Origin of the sequence: Dyella sp. AtDHG13, from assembly GCF_003201105.1 — a bacterium.
In the GTDB taxonomy this organism is placed as follows: Bacteria; Pseudomonadota; Gammaproteobacteria; order Xanthomonadales; family Rhodanobacteraceae; genus Dyella; species Dyella jiangningensis_B.
In genome coordinates, this window is the sequence record NZ_QICJ01000001.1 from 196,439 (window position 1) to 211,271 (window position 14,833).

General features: G+C 67.0%; 12 protein-coding genes. 10 read left to right on the forward strand and 2 right to left on the reverse strand.

The features are described from left to right. Window positions 1-22: 22 nt before the first annotated feature. The 6 genes from BDW41_RS00835 to BDW41_RS00860 are packed head-to-tail and all read left to right on the forward strand — an operon-like array spanning window position 23 to window position 7,262. Window positions 23-1,153 carry a glycosyltransferase family 2 protein gene (locus BDW41_RS00835; protein WP_074547517.1) on the forward strand — a complete coding sequence of 377 codons (1,131 nt, stop codon included), beginning with the start codon at window positions 23-25 and terminating at the stop codon, window positions 1,151-1,153. Next, window positions 1,147-2,244 (forward strand): polysaccharide deacetylase family protein, encoded by a 1,098-nt coding sequence (locus tag BDW41_RS00840; RefSeq protein ID WP_074547516.1) that lies wholly within the window; start codon window positions 1,147-1,149, stop codon window positions 2,242-2,244. The genes BDW41_RS00835 and BDW41_RS00840 overlap by 7 nt, the downstream gene beginning before the upstream one ends. After that, window positions 2,232-3,497: an O-antigen ligase family protein gene (locus BDW41_RS00845; protein ID WP_074547515.1), complete on the forward strand. Its 1,266-nt coding sequence runs from the start codon at window positions 2,232-2,234 to the stop codon at window positions 3,495-3,497. Before BDW41_RS00840 ends, BDW41_RS00845 begins: the two co-directional genes overlap by 13 nt. A 48-nt stretch (window positions 3,498-3,545) precedes the next feature. After that, window positions 3,546-4,910: a phenylacetate--CoA ligase family protein gene (locus BDW41_RS00850; RefSeq protein ID WP_074547514.1), complete on the forward strand. Its 1,365-nt coding sequence runs from the start codon at window positions 3,546-3,548 to the stop codon at window positions 4,908-4,910. 58 nt (window positions 4,911-4,968) lie between these two features. Further along, a complete protein-coding gene (pelF, locus tag BDW41_RS00855; protein WP_074547513.1) occupies window positions 4,969-6,090 on the forward strand; it encodes a GT4 family glycosyltransferase PelF in 1,122 nt (373 codons plus the stop codon). Then, a complete protein-coding gene (locus tag BDW41_RS00860; protein ID WP_074547512.1) occupies window positions 6,081-7,262 on the forward strand; it encodes a glycosyltransferase family 4 protein in 1,182 nt (393 codons plus the stop codon). Before pelF ends, BDW41_RS00860 begins: the two co-directional genes overlap by 10 nt. A gap of 193 nt (window positions 7,263-7,455) precedes the next feature. Here the strand turns inward: BDW41_RS00860 and BDW41_RS00865 are convergent, their stop codons facing one another. Together BDW41_RS00865 and BDW41_RS00870 are read right to left on the reverse strand one after the other, a co-directional pair. Further along, window positions 7,456-9,555, reverse strand: a complete 2,100-nt coding sequence (locus BDW41_RS00865; protein WP_074547511.1) for an NAD-dependent epimerase/dehydratase family protein — start codon at window positions 9,553-9,555, stop codon at window positions 7,456-7,458. Next, window positions 9,552-10,742: a glycosyltransferase gene (locus BDW41_RS00870; protein WP_074547510.1), complete on the reverse strand. Its 1,191-nt coding sequence runs from the start codon at window positions 10,740-10,742 to the stop codon at window positions 9,552-9,554. The genes BDW41_RS00865 and BDW41_RS00870 overlap by 4 nt, the downstream gene beginning before the upstream one ends. 402 nt (window positions 10,743-11,144) lie before the next feature. Between BDW41_RS00870 and BDW41_RS00875 the strand changes: the two genes are divergently transcribed. The 4 genes from BDW41_RS00875 to BDW41_RS00890 are packed head-to-tail and all read left to right on the forward strand — an operon-like array spanning window position 11,145 to window position 14,759. Next, window positions 11,145-11,777: a polysaccharide deacetylase family protein gene (locus BDW41_RS00875; protein ID WP_074547509.1), complete on the forward strand. Its 633-nt coding sequence runs from the start codon at window positions 11,145-11,147 to the stop codon at window positions 11,775-11,777. Between the two features lie 43 nt (window positions 11,778-11,820). Continuing rightward, window positions 11,821-13,059: a hypothetical protein gene (locus BDW41_RS00880; RefSeq protein WP_074547508.1), complete on the forward strand. Its 1,239-nt coding sequence runs from the start codon at window positions 11,821-11,823 to the stop codon at window positions 13,057-13,059. A 6-nt stretch (window positions 13,060-13,065) separates the two neighbouring features. Beyond that, window positions 13,066-14,010 carry a class I SAM-dependent methyltransferase gene (locus tag BDW41_RS00885; RefSeq protein WP_074547507.1) on the forward strand — a complete coding sequence of 315 codons (945 nt, stop codon included), beginning with the start codon at window positions 13,066-13,068 and terminating at the stop codon, window positions 14,008-14,010. Further along, window positions 14,007-14,759 carry a glycosyltransferase family 2 protein gene (locus tag BDW41_RS00890; protein WP_074547506.1) on the forward strand — a complete coding sequence of 251 codons (753 nt, stop codon included), beginning with the start codon at window positions 14,007-14,009 and terminating at the stop codon, window positions 14,757-14,759. Before BDW41_RS00885 ends, BDW41_RS00890 begins: the two co-directional genes overlap by 4 nt. Window positions 14,760-14,833 lie beyond the last annotated feature (74 nt).

The window sequence follows — 14,833 nt, forward strand, 5'->3', positions numbered from 1 at the left end:
GCATGGCGACAGGGGGCTCGACATGACGACGATGGCGACACTGATGTGCAGGGCCAGCTTCTGGCTGCTGTTCTACATCTTCTTCGGCTACCCGCTGATCGCCGCGCTGTGCGGCCGGCTGATGCATCGCCCGGTGCGCAAACAGCCGGTGCTGCCCACCGTGTCCATCATCATCGTGGTGCGCGATGGCGTGCGGCATATCCGCGCCAAGCTCAAGAACCTCCGCGCGCTGGACTATCCGGCCGACTACATCGAGATCATCGTGGCCTGCGACGGCTGCAAGGACCGCACCGCCGCGCTGGTGCGCCACTCGCATGATTCGCGCGTGCGCGTGCTGGAATTCCCGGTGTCGCGCGGCAAGGCGCTGTGCCTCAACGACGCCATCGCCACCGCGCGCGGCGAGATCCTGCTGATGACGGACGTGCAGCACAAGCTGTCGCCGCTGGCGCTGCGCGAACTGGTGGGCAACCTGGGCGATCCGCAGGTGGGCGCGGTCAGCGGCAACCTGGAGCTGGAGAACGTCACCAGCACCTTCGCGCACGGCGTGAATGCGTACTGGCACTACGAGAAATTCATCCGCCGTCAGGAAAGCCGCTGCGGTTCGGCCGTCGGCGTGTGCGCCGCGCTCTACGCCGTGCGCGCCGAACTCTACAAGCCGCTGCCGCCGGACACCCTGCTGGACGACGTGCTGGTACCGATGACGGTAGCCGCCGCCGGCCGCCGCGTGGTGTTCGAGCCGCGCGCCGTGGCCTGGGGCGAAACCGCCCAGGCGCCGCTGGACGAACAGGCGCGGCGCATGCGCGCCATGGTGGGCTGCTTCCAGCTGATGGACGTGGCGCCGTGGCTGCTTTCGCCCGCTCGCAACCCGCTGTGGTTCCAATTCATGAGCCACAAGATGCTCCGCCTGCTCGCGCCGTGGCTGCTGCTGGCGCTGCTGCTGTCCTGCGCCTATCTCGCGCGCCACCACCTGGCCTATGGCGCCGTGCTCGCCGCGCTGCTGGCCTGCATCGGCCTGGTCGCCGTCGAGCGCGCGCGGCCGGACGCGGGACGCTGGCTGCCGGTGCGCCTGATGGTGGCGTTCTTCTATCTCAATCTTTACGCGGCGCAGGCCTCCATCGCCTATGCGCGCAGCCGAGGGGAACAACTATGGTGAGCCCGACCCAGCACACCGGCATCCGCGAGAAGCTGGGCGCGCTGTGCTACAACGCCGGCCTGCTGCATCCGCTGCAGAAGGTGCGCGCCTGGTGGCAGAAGGACCTGCGCATCCTCGCCTACCACCGCGTGATGCCGGTGCCCGATCCGGACCAGTACGCATTCGACATGGAGCTGATCAGCACCACGCCGGAGGAATTCCGCGAGCAGATGCTGCTGGTGCGCGAGCGCTACCGCCCGATGCGCCTCAGCGACGTAGCCGCCGCCATCAACGCGGGCCAGCCGCTGCCGCCGGACGCGTTGGTGGTCACCTTCGACGACGGCTACGACGACAACTACCGCATCGCCTATCCGATCCTCAAGGAGCTGGGCGTGCCCGCCACCTTCTTCATCTCCACCGGCCATATCGACAGCGGTCGTCCCTACGCCTACGACTGGCTGGTGCACATGATCCTGATGAGCACGGCGCCGCGCCTGGACCTGCCCGAACTCGACATAAACGTGCCCATGCCCGCGACACGCGCCGAGCGCCGCGCCATGGCGGGATGCGTGCTCGACGGCATGAAGGAGATCAGCGCGCTCGCGCAGGCGGCCATGATCCATCGCCTGGAAGACGAGTGGCAGATGCCCTCCGAGCATGCGCGCCCCGCGGACTGCCGCCCCATGAGCTGGGACCAGCTGCGCGAGATGCGCGCCGCCGGGCTGGAGATCGGTTCGCACGGCGTGAACCACTGGATGCTCTCCAAGCTGCCGCGCGAGGAACTGGAGCGCGAGGTGTTCGATTCTCGCAACGCCCTGCTGCGCGAACTCGGCCCGATGCCGCTCTTGATGTCCTACCCGGTGGGCAGCAATCGCGCGTTCGACCGGCAGGTGATCGAGGTGACGCGCGACGCCGGCTTCGACCTGGCCTGCAGCTACATCAGCGGCACCAACCCGCATCCGGCCGACAACCGCTACGCGCTCTACCGCATTGCCGTGGAGCGCTACTACGGCAAGGCCTGGTTCGCCGCGCTGCTCGCCATGCCGGGGCTGGTGGGCTATCCGACGCCGGCGCACCTTGCGTCAACGGATGATGCGCCATGTTCCCATTAATTCTTTGCTACGTCGTACTGACCATCGTCCGCCCGCAGGAGTACATACCGGCGCTGATCGGCGTGCCCGTGCTGCCCATCGTGCTGGCGTTGTCGTTCGCCGCGTGGATCGCCTCGGGCACGGGCCGGCCGCGCGCGCCGCAGTTTCCTATCCTGCTGGCCTTCTTCGCCGTGCTGATGGTGTCGGAAGTCGCCAACGGCTGGGTGGGCGGCGTGAAGGACCAGTTGGGCAAGTTCGGCCCCGTCGTGCTCGCGTTCTTCATGATCGCCGCCGCATGCAACACGCAGCGGCGCATCCTCACCCTCATGTCGGTGATGGTGCTGTGCGCGACCATCCTGTCCCTGCACGGCATCGGCCAGGCGCGCAGCGGCATCGGCTGGACCGACATTCCGCTGGGCGAGGATGGGCGCATCCAGTACGTGGGCATCTTCAACGACCCGAACGATCTGGGCATGCTGTTCGTCTCCGTGTTCCCCATGGCCTGCCTGCTGCTCAAGCGCGGCAGCCCGTTCGGCAAGGCGCTCTGGCTGGGCTGCATCCTCGTCCTGCTCTACGGCGTGCGCCTTACCAACTCGCGCGGCGCGATGCTGGGCGTGCTGGTGGTCATCGGCGGCTACATCTGGTATCGCCGCGGCGCCATCGTGGCGGGCGTGCTGGGCGCGGCGGGCCTGGCGGTGATGAAGATGCTCTCCTCGCGCATGCAGGAACTCGATGCCGGCGAGGAATCGGCCAGCGGCCGCGTGGACGCCTGGTACGAGGGGCTGCAGATGTTCAAGTCGCACCCGCTGCTCGGCGTGGGGCCCGGCAACTTCACCGACTACAACCCGCTCACCGCGCACAACTCCTTCGTGCTGGTGCTGGCGGAAACCGGCTTCGTCGGCTACGTGCTGTGGCTGATGCTGATCGGCTACACCTTCTGGATGGTGGCGACCGTGCTGCGCCTGAAGCCCGACCCCATCACCGATCCCGAGCGCCATGCCGCATGGAGCGTGGAGCGTCCGATGGCGCTGACCCTGCTGCTGTCGCTGTGCGGCATGTTCACCTGCGCGTTCTTCCTCAGCCGCAGCTACATGATCGTGCTTTACGTGGTGCTGGCCATCGTCACCGGTTTCTACCTGGGCGCGCGCGAACGCATCGGCGGGCTGCCCTCCTTCAGCATGAACGAGAGCGGCATGCGCTGGGTGCCCGCCGCCATCGGCAGCATCGCCGGATTGTTCGTGCTGGTCAGCGTGCTGCTGAGGACGGAAGGATGAAACGCCCGATGCCCTCCGTCGCGTCATGCATCCAAAAAGGTTTCCGCCATGAGTGACTGGTACGAACAGGTTTTCCGCCGCGCGCTGTATCCCGCGTATGAAACCCACTTGCGCCGGCGCAGCACGCTGTCCTGGCTGGATGCCTACGAACGCGACCAGTGGTACTCGCCCGAAGCCATCGCCGCGCTGCAGTTCCAGCGCCTCAAGGCGCTGATCGAGCACTGCTACCGCGAGGTGCCCTACTACCGCCGGCGCTGGCGCGAGCTGGGCATCCTGCCGGAAGACATCCGCAGCATGAACGACTACGCGCGGCTGCCCGTGCTCACCAAGGCCGACATCCGCGAGAACTTCGATGACCTGCAGGCCACCTCCTGGCGCGGACGCCTGCTGTTCAAGCGCACCGGCGGCTCCACCGGCGATCCGCTGAAGCTGGGCTACACGCACGAGAGCTATGAGCGCCGCATGGCCGTGATGTGGCGCGGCTACGGCTGGGCGGGTTCGCGGCCGGGCCGCCGCACGCTGTACCTGTGGGCAGGCGCGGTAGGCACGCCGGGACGCGTGCAGCAGTTCAAGGATGGCATCTACAACACGCTGTTCGCGCGCCGCATGCTCAACAGCTTCGAGATGACCGAATCGAACCTGGTCAGCTACGCCGACGCCATCGACCGCTACCGGCCCGCCATCATCGTCGGCTACGTGAATCCGCTGGCGCGGCTGGCCAAATGGATCGTGGACACCGGCCGCAAGGTGCATCGCCCGGACGCCGTGATCGGCGCAGCCGAGGCGTTGCATCCGCACCAGCGCGACACCATCGCCCGTGCCTTCGGCAGCCCGGTGTACAACACCTACGGTTGCCGCGAATTCATGCTGATCGCATCGGAATGCGCGCATCACCACGGCCTGCACGTCAATGCCGACCACCTGGTGCTGGAACTGCTGGACACCGACGGCAGCCGCGTTGCCAGCGGCCCCGGCGAGGTCGCGATCACCGACCTCTCCAACTACGGCATGCCGTTCATCCGCTACCTCAACGGCGACCTGGCCACCGCATCCAACGCCTACAGCTGCCCCTGCGGACGCGGCCTGCCCCTGCTGGAACGTGTGGAAGGTCGCGTGCTCGACGCCATCCGCACGCCGGACGGCCGCATCCTGCCCGGCGAGTTCTTCCCGCACATGCTCAAGGACGTGCCGGGCCTCACGCGCTTCCAGCTGGTGCAGCGCGAGCTGCATCGGCTGGAACTTTCCATCGTGCGCGGCGACGGCTTCGACGATGCATCCATCGCCTATATCCGCCGCGAAACGGCCAAGGTGCTGGGCGATGAGGTATCGCTGGATCACCGCTTCGTCGATGACATTCCGCTCACGCGCAGCGGCAAGCACCGCGTCACGCGCTCGGAACTGACGGGAGCGTGATCGCCATGATCCCCGCACTTCACGTCATGCACAGCCACGCGACGAGGCGCGAAGCCCCGTGAACATCACCCACGTGGTCGAAAACCTCAATCGCGGCGGCCTGGAGCGCATGGTGCTCGACCTGGTGCAGCGGCAGCAGCAACAAGGGCACCGGTGCCAGGTGGTGTGCCTGTACGAAACCGGCGCGCTCGCGCACGAGCTGGATGCCGCCGGCATTCCCGTGGTGGCCTGCCACAAGGGGCGCGGCATCGACTTGCGTGCGCTGGCGCGCGCGCGCGGCGCCATCGACCGCCATGCCACCGATATCCTGCATACGCACAACGCGGTGGCGCACTACCAGGCCGTACTGGCGTCATGCGGCCTGCATGTGCTGCGCATACTCAACACGCGCCACGGCATGGGCGCCGGCCAGCGCACCGGCCGCAAGGAATGGCTGTACCGCCGCGCACTGACTCGCACGGACATCGTGGTGACGGTGTGCGAAGCCGCACGCCGCAGCGGCATCTCGCGCGGCATGCTGCCCCAGGACATGACGCGCGTCGTACCCAACGGCATCGCAGTCGAGCGCTTCCGCCCTGCCTCGTCCACCATGCGTCAGCAGGTGGTGCAAGCGCTGAAACTTCCAGATGACGCCTTCCTTATCGGCAATGTCGGGCGACTCAACTGGACCAAGGACCAGGCTGGCCTGATCCGCGCCTTTCGCCAGGTGCACGAACAGCACCCGAACGCCGTGCTTCTGCTGATCGGCGATGGCGAACTGCGCGCCGAACTCGAACAATGCGCCGAACGGCAAGGCGTGCGCCACGCCGTGCACTTCCTTGGCGACCGCAACGACGTGCGCGACCTGCTGCAGGGGCTGGACCTGTTCGTGCTGTCCTCCGTCAGCGAGGGCTATTCCATGGCCCTGCTGGAAGCCTGCGCCGTGGCGCTGCCCATCGTGGCCACCGACGTCGGCGGCAATGGAGAAATCGTCTACAGCGGGCGCACCGGCCAATTGGTGCCGCCGGACGATCCGGATGCGCTGGCCGAAGCGATGCTGTTGCTGTTGAACCAACCGCACCGCGCATCGGCCTATGGCCACGCGGCGCGCGCCTGGGTGGAAAAGCACGGCTCGCTGGAAGCCATGGCGGCACGCTACGAACGCCTGTACCTGGACATGGAGTGCGAGACATGCGCCTGAAGGTGCTGGTGCTCACCAACCTGTTTCCCTCGCCGTGGGATCCGCTGCGCAGCCCCTTCAATCGCCAGCAGTTCGAACGGCTAGGCAGGGAGCACGAAGTGGACGTGATCACCGCCGTCGACTTCCGCGAGCGCTTCGGCCGCAAGCGCGCGGCCTTCCGCACCGAGCACGTGAACGCCGACCAGTTCGTGTTCTTCTATCCGCCGGTGATCGGCCGCTCGCTGCACGCCGCTTTCTGGCTGGCCTCGCTGCTGGTCCAGAAGCTGCGCCGACTGCGCCGCGCGCAGTACGACTGCATGCTGCTCAGCTGGGCCTACCCCGATGCCGCCGCGGCCTGCTGGGTGGCGCGCCATCTCGGCATTCCCTACGTGGTGAAAGTGCACGGCACCGATCTCAACGTCAAAGCCACGCAGGCGTGGCTGCGGCCACAGATCAAACAGGCGCTGCGCGGCGCCCAGGGCGTGGTGGCGGTCAGCCAGGCGCTGGCCGACAAGGCTATCGAACTGGGCGTGGACGCCTCGCGCGTGCACGTGATCTACAACGGCGTGGAGCCCAACCTGTTCCATTCCGGCTCGCGCAGCGAAGCGCGCGCCAAACTCGCCCTGCCGCAGGACGAGCGCATCCTGCTCTACGTCGGCAACCTCAAGGACACCAAAGGCTGCCTCGACCTGCTCGAAGCCTTCCCACGCGTGCTGCTTGCCCATCCCGACACCAACCTGCTCTTCGTCGGCGCCGGCCCCTGCCGCGAAACGATCCTGCAACGCAGCGCGGCGCTCGGCATCCAGGATCGCGTGCGCCTGATCGGCGCCGTGGAACACTACGCACTTGGCGACTGGTTCCGCGCCACCGACCTGCTATGCCTGCCCAGCCACAACGAAGGCGTACCCAACGTAGTGCTGGAAGCCATGGCTTGCGGCACCCCCGTGGTCGCCACGCGCGTGGGCGGCATTCCCGAGGTGCTACCGGAACAGGCGGGCATCCTGGTGAATGCGCACGACCGCATTGGCCTCGAGGGCGCGCTGGTGGATGCGCTTGGCACGTCGTGGGATGCCAAGGTGATTGCCGCGCAGGCGAGCCGGTTTCGCTGGGATGAGAATATCCAGCGGCTGGGAGAGATTCTTGAGGCGGCAGCGATGAGTCGGACGGGGCAGGTGAAGTATTTGGCGCCGTGAGAGGGCGAGAATCGTTGTGCTCGGTTGTCGTGCGGCGAGCTCTTACGACCTGGCCTCACCGTTTCATTCTTCAGCCGTCGTCCCGGCTCAGGCCGGGATGACGGTTCTTTTGATAGGGCGAGGCCAGGGTGCGCCCTCGCCGCTCTAAAGGCCGTGACAGACAATCAAGGAAAACCGCCGAACACAGCCCCCCCTACTTGTCCGACACGGTGGCACCCACATCCCCCACCACCTCACCCCCAAACATCCCCTCCATCCCCCGCCTCACCCCCACCCGCGGCTCCCACCCCAACACATCCCTCGCCACCCGCTGATCGAAATTCGCCAACGGCCGCAACGAACGCACCCGATAACGCGTCAGCGGCACATTCCTGCGCAACAATTTCCCCAGCCCTTCCACGCCCGTCGCCAGACCCAGCAGAAACCAGCCAGGCCAGCGCATCAGTTTCAGTTCCCTGCCGCGTTTGCGCCGCACGCCATCCAGATATTCGCCCTGCGTGACAGTGGCGGGATCGACCACGTGCACCACCTGCCCCTTTGCCGCCGGCGCTTGCGCAGCCAGCAACAACGCGTCGACCACGTCGTCCAGGTAGACCAGGGGCAAGGTCTGCGAGGGCGATCCGACGGCGATCCAGCGACCAGCAATACCCAGCGTGCCATTGGGCGTCACGTGTTCCGAACCGGGTCCGATGATCTGTCCGGGTCGTATCACGACGGCGGGAAGTCCCCGCTCGCGAATCGCCTCGCGCACATATGTTTCGGCCACCAGCTTGGTCTGCGTGTAACTGCCACGCCAATCCGGATGCGGTTCCAGCGTGTACGCCTCGTCGATGGGCACGGCAGGATCCCGCCCGGCGTGATCGAGCACGCTCATCGAGCTGACGTATACCAGCGTTTCGCTGCCGTGACGCAGGCAGGCGTCGACGATGTTGCGCGTGCCCCATACCGTGCCGGCCTCGAACTCGCGCGGACTGCCACCCATGGCGGCGCCCACGTGATAGACGACGCGCGCGCCTAGCACCGCGTGATCGACGATGCGCGGATCGCCCAGATCGCCCACGACCACCTGCTCGGCCACGGCGGCAAGCCGGGCATCCGGCCGGCGCACCAGCACGCGCACGCGTTCGCCCTTGCGACGCAGGGCGCTCACCAGCGCGCGGCCCAGGAAGCCCGATGCGCCGGTCACCAAGGCATCGACAGGCTCCAGCGGCTCGATGCGCGCGTCCAGTTCCCTGCGTCGTTCTTCGTCCGCCTGCCGGCATGCCGACTCCATCAAGGCGATCGGCCGTCGTCCGTCTTCCGCGCTCACTGGTGGCGCCTTGCCATCGAGCAAGGCCCGCGCGAACGCCTCGGCACCGGACTGGATGCCAGGCGACGGGCGCAAACGACCGGTGGCGAAGCGCAGCACGTTCCACGGAATACGGAACACATCGCGCACCGCGTCGAAGAATGCGCCAGCCACGATGCCGATGAACTTCGGCCCCGGCAGCACGCGCCGCACGTGGCACACCTGCAGGAAACGGTCGATCTCGATCACGCCGCGCGTGCCCTGCACCACGATGCGGTTGAGCATGGGCCGCACGTTCCACGAGAGCATCACGCGTCCCGTGCCTTGCGCGCATTCCGCGAAGGCCTGCCATTCGTCGAACTTCAGCGTGGTCGAGCGGCCTGTGGATCGATAGCGGATGTCCACGCGCGCGATCTCGCCCAGGAAAGCTTCCAGCGTGTACAGACCGTGCACGCCCAGGTCGCGGAACGGGTACGAGCCCTGCGTCACCATCGCCGGCAGCGGACCGCCGCCATACGGCGGATAGTCGGAGCTGCGCCACACGTCCACCGCGACCAGATCGCCGCAGGCGCCGGCATCGATCAGCTGCTTTGCTCGCACGATCATCGGGTCGAACAGGTCGGAATGGTCAACCGACAACACCAGGCCTTTCTCGCGCGCCTTGGCGATCATCGCGTCGCACTCGGACACCGAATCCGCCATGGGCTTTTCCACGAACACATGGCAACCCATGTCCAGCGCGCGCAAGGTCAAGGCGCAATGGCTGGAAGGCGGCGTCAGCACGAAGATGGCGTGCGGATGGCGCGCGCCCAGTTCCGCCAGATCCGACGTGGCCAGCGCGATGCCGTAGGTCTGCGCCAGTTTGTCCGCGGCATCGCGGTCGAGATCGCAGATGCCCACGATCTCCACGGCGTCGAGCCGCTTCAGCGCCTCGATGTGGTAGCGCGCCACGTAACCGGCTCCGACGATGCCGACACGCAAACGTTGAATGGCCGTAGCGTTCATTCCGTCACCTTGCGGGCCGCCAGGTTCATTTCCGCTGCCGCGAGCGACGTGGCGACTTCGCGCAACACATCTTCCACGCGACGATCCCAGGTCTGGTCCGCCACCGCCGCCATGCGCTCGGCCGCGCCATGCGCCGGGCCGTCGGCGATGGATTGGTCCAGCGCGGCGAGAAAGGGATCGCGATCATTGGCGATGCGCACCAGCGACGCGAAGCGTTCGATCTCCGGATTGCCCACCGCGACGATGGGCTTGCCGGTGGCGAGGTATTCGCGCAGCTTGAGCGGGTTGGCGTTTTCCACCTGCCGGTTGCGTCGATACGGAATGATGGCGACATCGAACGCCTTGGCCCACGCCGGCAAGCTGGCGTACGGCTGCGCACCGGCCAGCACCACATTGGGCAGCGCCTCCAGCGCCGACACCTTGATCGCGGCATAGCCCACCAGCAGAAAGGTCCACTGCGGCCGCTGCTGCGCCAGCCACGCGATCAGCTCCACGTCGATCCATTCATGAATCGAACCGAAGTAGCCGACCACCGGCTCTGCGATGCCTTGGGCCGCAGCCGGCAGCTGAGTGGCGGGGTCGGATGCCTGCGCGAACAGCCGGGCGTCCACGCCATGCGGAGAAAACCGCGTCTGCGGATTCTGCGCCTGCTTGGTCGCCACCAGCGCAGGCGGAGCCACGAAGACGAGGTCGGCGGCACGTGTGAGCGCAAGGTCACTCGCCGCGATCAGCTCCGCATCCACGCCGGGATGCGCCGCATAGTCATCGATGCAGTAATAGACGCAGAAGCGTTCGCCCAGCCGGCGCGCGAGAAACCCGGGATGCGGCGTCACGAACCACGATATGCGCTGACGCGTGCCCAGCACCCTCATGGCGCGACGCAGCGCCCATTGGCTGAACAGCCGGTTGAACAGCGGCACGCCCGGCACGCGGCGGAACGGCAATTGCGGCACGGTGCAGCGCCACAGCCCCTCCCCCACGCGCTGCGGCGCGCGCAGGGCTTCGCGCAGCTTGCGCCACGCGCGCCGCAGGTCGCGTCCGCTGGCCTGCGGTGTGCGCATGCCCGGCGAGTCCACGTAGAGCACAGGCATGTGGGCCGCCAGACGCTGGGCCACGTGATGGCTGCTCGTGCGGTTCTCGGCAAACCAGTCGTTGCCGAAATAGACGACGCCGTAGCGCTCTAGCATGCCCGCTCCGATGCGAGGGCCGGGTGTGGAACCACCATGGCTGTCCCCTGTCCAGGTTGATCACGAGAGCGAGCAACGCAAGAACGCCCGCTCCGACGGCCCGTACATCGAAACCGGGCCATGTCGACGTCACGAGCCTAGCGCAACGGCCTGCGTGCTCCCATCCGTCGAATTGCCAAGGCGAACGCTGAAAACGCGCGCTTTTTCACCGCGCACAGGCGACACCGGGACCCGCACGCAGGGGCCATCGGCCGTTCGTCATAGCCTGTCGGTGGCATGCGGTACTGACTATGTGCCCAATGGAACTGCGGCCCGCTTGGCGACACAGTGGCACCTGGCGGAACGGCGCCTGCGCGCCGCTGCGCCCCCTTCGTCCACATCCTTTCCGTGCGTGAAGTCGTCATGACACTCCGGCCGAAAAAGATGCAGTTGCTGCAGTGCCTGCCGCGCGGGGTGGTCGCCACGCGCGCGCCGAAAGAGGAGAAAGCGCTGTATCTCACCTTCGACGACGGTCCGCATCCGGACCACACGCTTGCCCTGCTCGAACTGCTGGGCCAGCATGGCGTGAAGGCGACGTTCTTCCTGATCGGGCGCGAAGCGGAGCGCTATCCGCAATTGGTGGAACGCATCGTCGAAGAGGGGCACGTGCTGGGCAACCATTCGTACAGCCACCCGATGTTCGATGCGCTTACGCACACCGAGCAATGGGTGGAGGTCGAGCGCACCGACGAGGTGCTGTCGAATTTCGACGGCCGCAGCCATCACGGCTTCCGACCGCCGCGCGGCGTGTTCTCCCTGCTGCTGACCCTGCGCTTCGCCTTCAGCCGGCGCACGCTCACCTACTGGTCGTACGACACGCTGGACTACCAGGGCCGCGAGCCCGACGAGCTCGCCAACCGCCTGCGTGCGCAGCCGCCGCGTGCGGGCGACGTGATGCTGATGCACGACGACAGCGACTGCTCCCGCCGCATGCTGGAAATGCTGCTGCCCGAGTGGAAGCAGCACGGTTTCACTTTTCGCGCCTTGCCGGCATGAACCCGGCGAAGCGCCCATCGCGACCGCTGACAGGGGATAGGTGATGAACCCAACGATGGTGATCGCGCTGCTCGTGCTTGCCGTGCTGGGCGCCCTGTTCTGCGCCGCCGCGTGGCTGGCCATACGTTCGCGCAACATGCAGGTATGGCTGGGCAGCTATCTGCGCCGGCGACCGCGCTCCGCCGTGCAAGGGCCCACCCATATCATGTTCTGCTTCGTGGATCACTACGAGCCGGCGTGGGGCCGCGTGGACCTGGACACGCAGCGGCGCCGCGTGGATCGCTGGTACAGGGATTACCCCGCCATGGCCTCGCGCCACCGCGACGCCGACGGCCGCCCGCCGCAGCACAGCTTCTTCTATCCCGAAGAGGAATACCTGCCCGAGCACCTCGACAAGATCGCCGGCCTTTGCGCGGACGGCTACGGCGAAATCGAGATCCACCTGCACCACGACAACGACACGCCGGAAAATTTCTGCGCCACCATCTCGCGCTTCAACGAACTGCTGCATGCGCGGCATGGCGCACTGTCGCGCGACCGGCGCACCGGGCAGCTGCGTTTCGGCTTCATCCACGGCAACTGGTCGCTGGACAACTCGCGCGCCGACGGCCGCTGGTGCGGGCTCAACAACGAACTGATCCTGCTGCGCGAACTGGGTTGCTACGCCGACTTCACCCTGCCCTCCGCGCCCAGCGAAACACAGACGCGCACCATCAACGCCATCTACTACGCCACCGACGATCCCTGCCATCCGAAATCCCATGACACGGGCACGCCGGTGCGGGTCGACGGCACGCACACGGGCGACCTCATGATCATCCAGGGTCCGCTGGGGCTAGACTGGAAGCGCCGGCGCAAGCTGGTCATGCCGCGCATCGAGAACGCCGATGTGCGCCACAGCTGCCCGCCCACGCCCGAACGCGTGGACGCCTGGGTGCGCACCGGCATCCATGTCGAGGGGCGGCCAGACTGGATCTTCATCAAGATCCACACGCATGGCACGCAGGAGCGGGACATGGACACCCTGCTCGGCGAACCCATGCATGCCATGCACGATCACCTGGAAAAGCACTACAACGACGGGCGCCGCTACGTGCTGCATTACGTCACCGCGCGCGAAACCTACAACATCATCAAGGCGGCCGAGGCCGGCATGCAGGGCAACCCCGCGCGCTACCGCGACTTCGAACTGCCGCCGCCACCCGGCGTCACCCGATGGACGCGCCAGGGTTTGGCTCCTGACGAAGTCGAAGCCACGGCCGACGTTCCCGGCATGGAGTAATCCGCAATGCATTGGCGAGCCAAAGGCGTACTGCAGAAGCTGCTGGGACACGTGCCCGGCGGCGAACAGGCGCACTACGTATTGCAGCGCCGTTTCGGCGGCCTGCGCGGCTTTACCCGCGAGTTCGACATCAAGATGGACGACTGGCGCCTGATGGCGGGCCATCTGCGCGAAGCGGGCGTACCCATCCCCGGTGCGCGCCTGTTCGAGATCGGCAGCGGCTGGTATCCCACCTTCCCCTTCGCCTGCTATCTCGGCGGCGCGAAGCAGGTCATCACGGTGGATCTCAACCGCCACATCAAGCCCGACCTGGTGCTCGACTGCGCCGACAACCTGGCACGCCACACCGCGCTGATCGCCGACGCCTGCGGCCTGCCGGAAGTCGAGGTGCGGCAACGCCAGCAACGACTGGCAGAACGCCTGCGCCAAGGCGACGACATCGGCATCGCCACGGATGGCGTGGTGGCCTACCAGGCCCCGGCGGACGCGGCGAGCACGGCCCTGCCCGCGCACGGTCTCGATTGCGTGTTCTCCAACAGCGTGCTCGAACACGTGTTACCCGCCGCGGTGGACGGCATCTTCCGCGAGGCCATGCGCATCCTGGCGCCGGGCGGCGTGATGTTCCACTCGGTCAACTGCGGCGACCACTACGCCTACGTCGACCGCAAGATCAACCAGCTCAACTACCTGAAGTATTCCGATCGCCAGTGGCGCCACTGGGACAACGCGTTCCTCTACCAGAACCGCATGCGCGCCTACGAGTTCGTGGACCGCGCCCAGGCCGTGGGTTTCGACATCGTGCTGAACACGGAATGCCCGCGCGAGAAGCGCCTGGCGGAACTCGCCGCCATGCAGGTGCATCCGCAATTCGCGCACATTCCGCCGGAACGCCTGTGCGTCACCTCCATCGACTTCATCGGACGCAAGCGAGCAGAGGGAGTCGCCGCATGAGCAGCGCGCTGGTCAGCGTGGTGATGCCCGCCTACAACGCCGCGCGGTACATCCGCGGCGCCGTGGGATCCGTGCTCTCGCAGACCTACCCATCCTGGGAACTGGTGGTCGTCGACGACTGCTCCACCGACGAAACCCCGCACCTGCTCGATGCGCTGGCCGATGCCGACGACCGCATCCACGTCATCCACGCCCGCCATAACGCCGGCATCGCCGCCGCACGCAACGCCGCCATCGCCGCCGCACGCGGCAGCCACATCGCCTTCCTCGACAGCGACGACGGCTGGCATCCGCGCAAGCTGGAATGGCAGATGGAGCACATGGAGGAAACGCGCTCACGCGTCTGCTACACGCCCTACGACCGCATCACCGAAGACGGCCACCTGCTCTCCCGCGTACGCCCGCCGGCATCCGTCGACTACGCACAGATGCTGCGCAGCAACCACATCGGCAACCTCACCGGCCTGTACGACCGCACCCTCGGTGACGCCACCTTCCCCGCCGTGGGACACGAGGATTATGTGTTCTGGCTGGAGATGGTCCGCCGCGCCGGACACGCCACCTGCGTCCCCGGCGACCAGCCGCTGGCCTACTACCGCGTGCGGGAGGGTTCCGTCTCCGCCGACAAGTGGCGCGCGGCGCGCTGGCAGTGGCGCATCTATCGCGACGTGGCGCGGCTGGGTTGGCTGTCGTCGTCGCAGCATATGTGTCATTACGCTTGGGAGGCGGTGAGGAAGAGGATGGCTTAGGAGTGCAGGCGTGGGCCGGTCGTTTGTGGGTGGGTGCGTGTGCCGGGCCTCTTTCTCCCAACCGGGGTACGCGA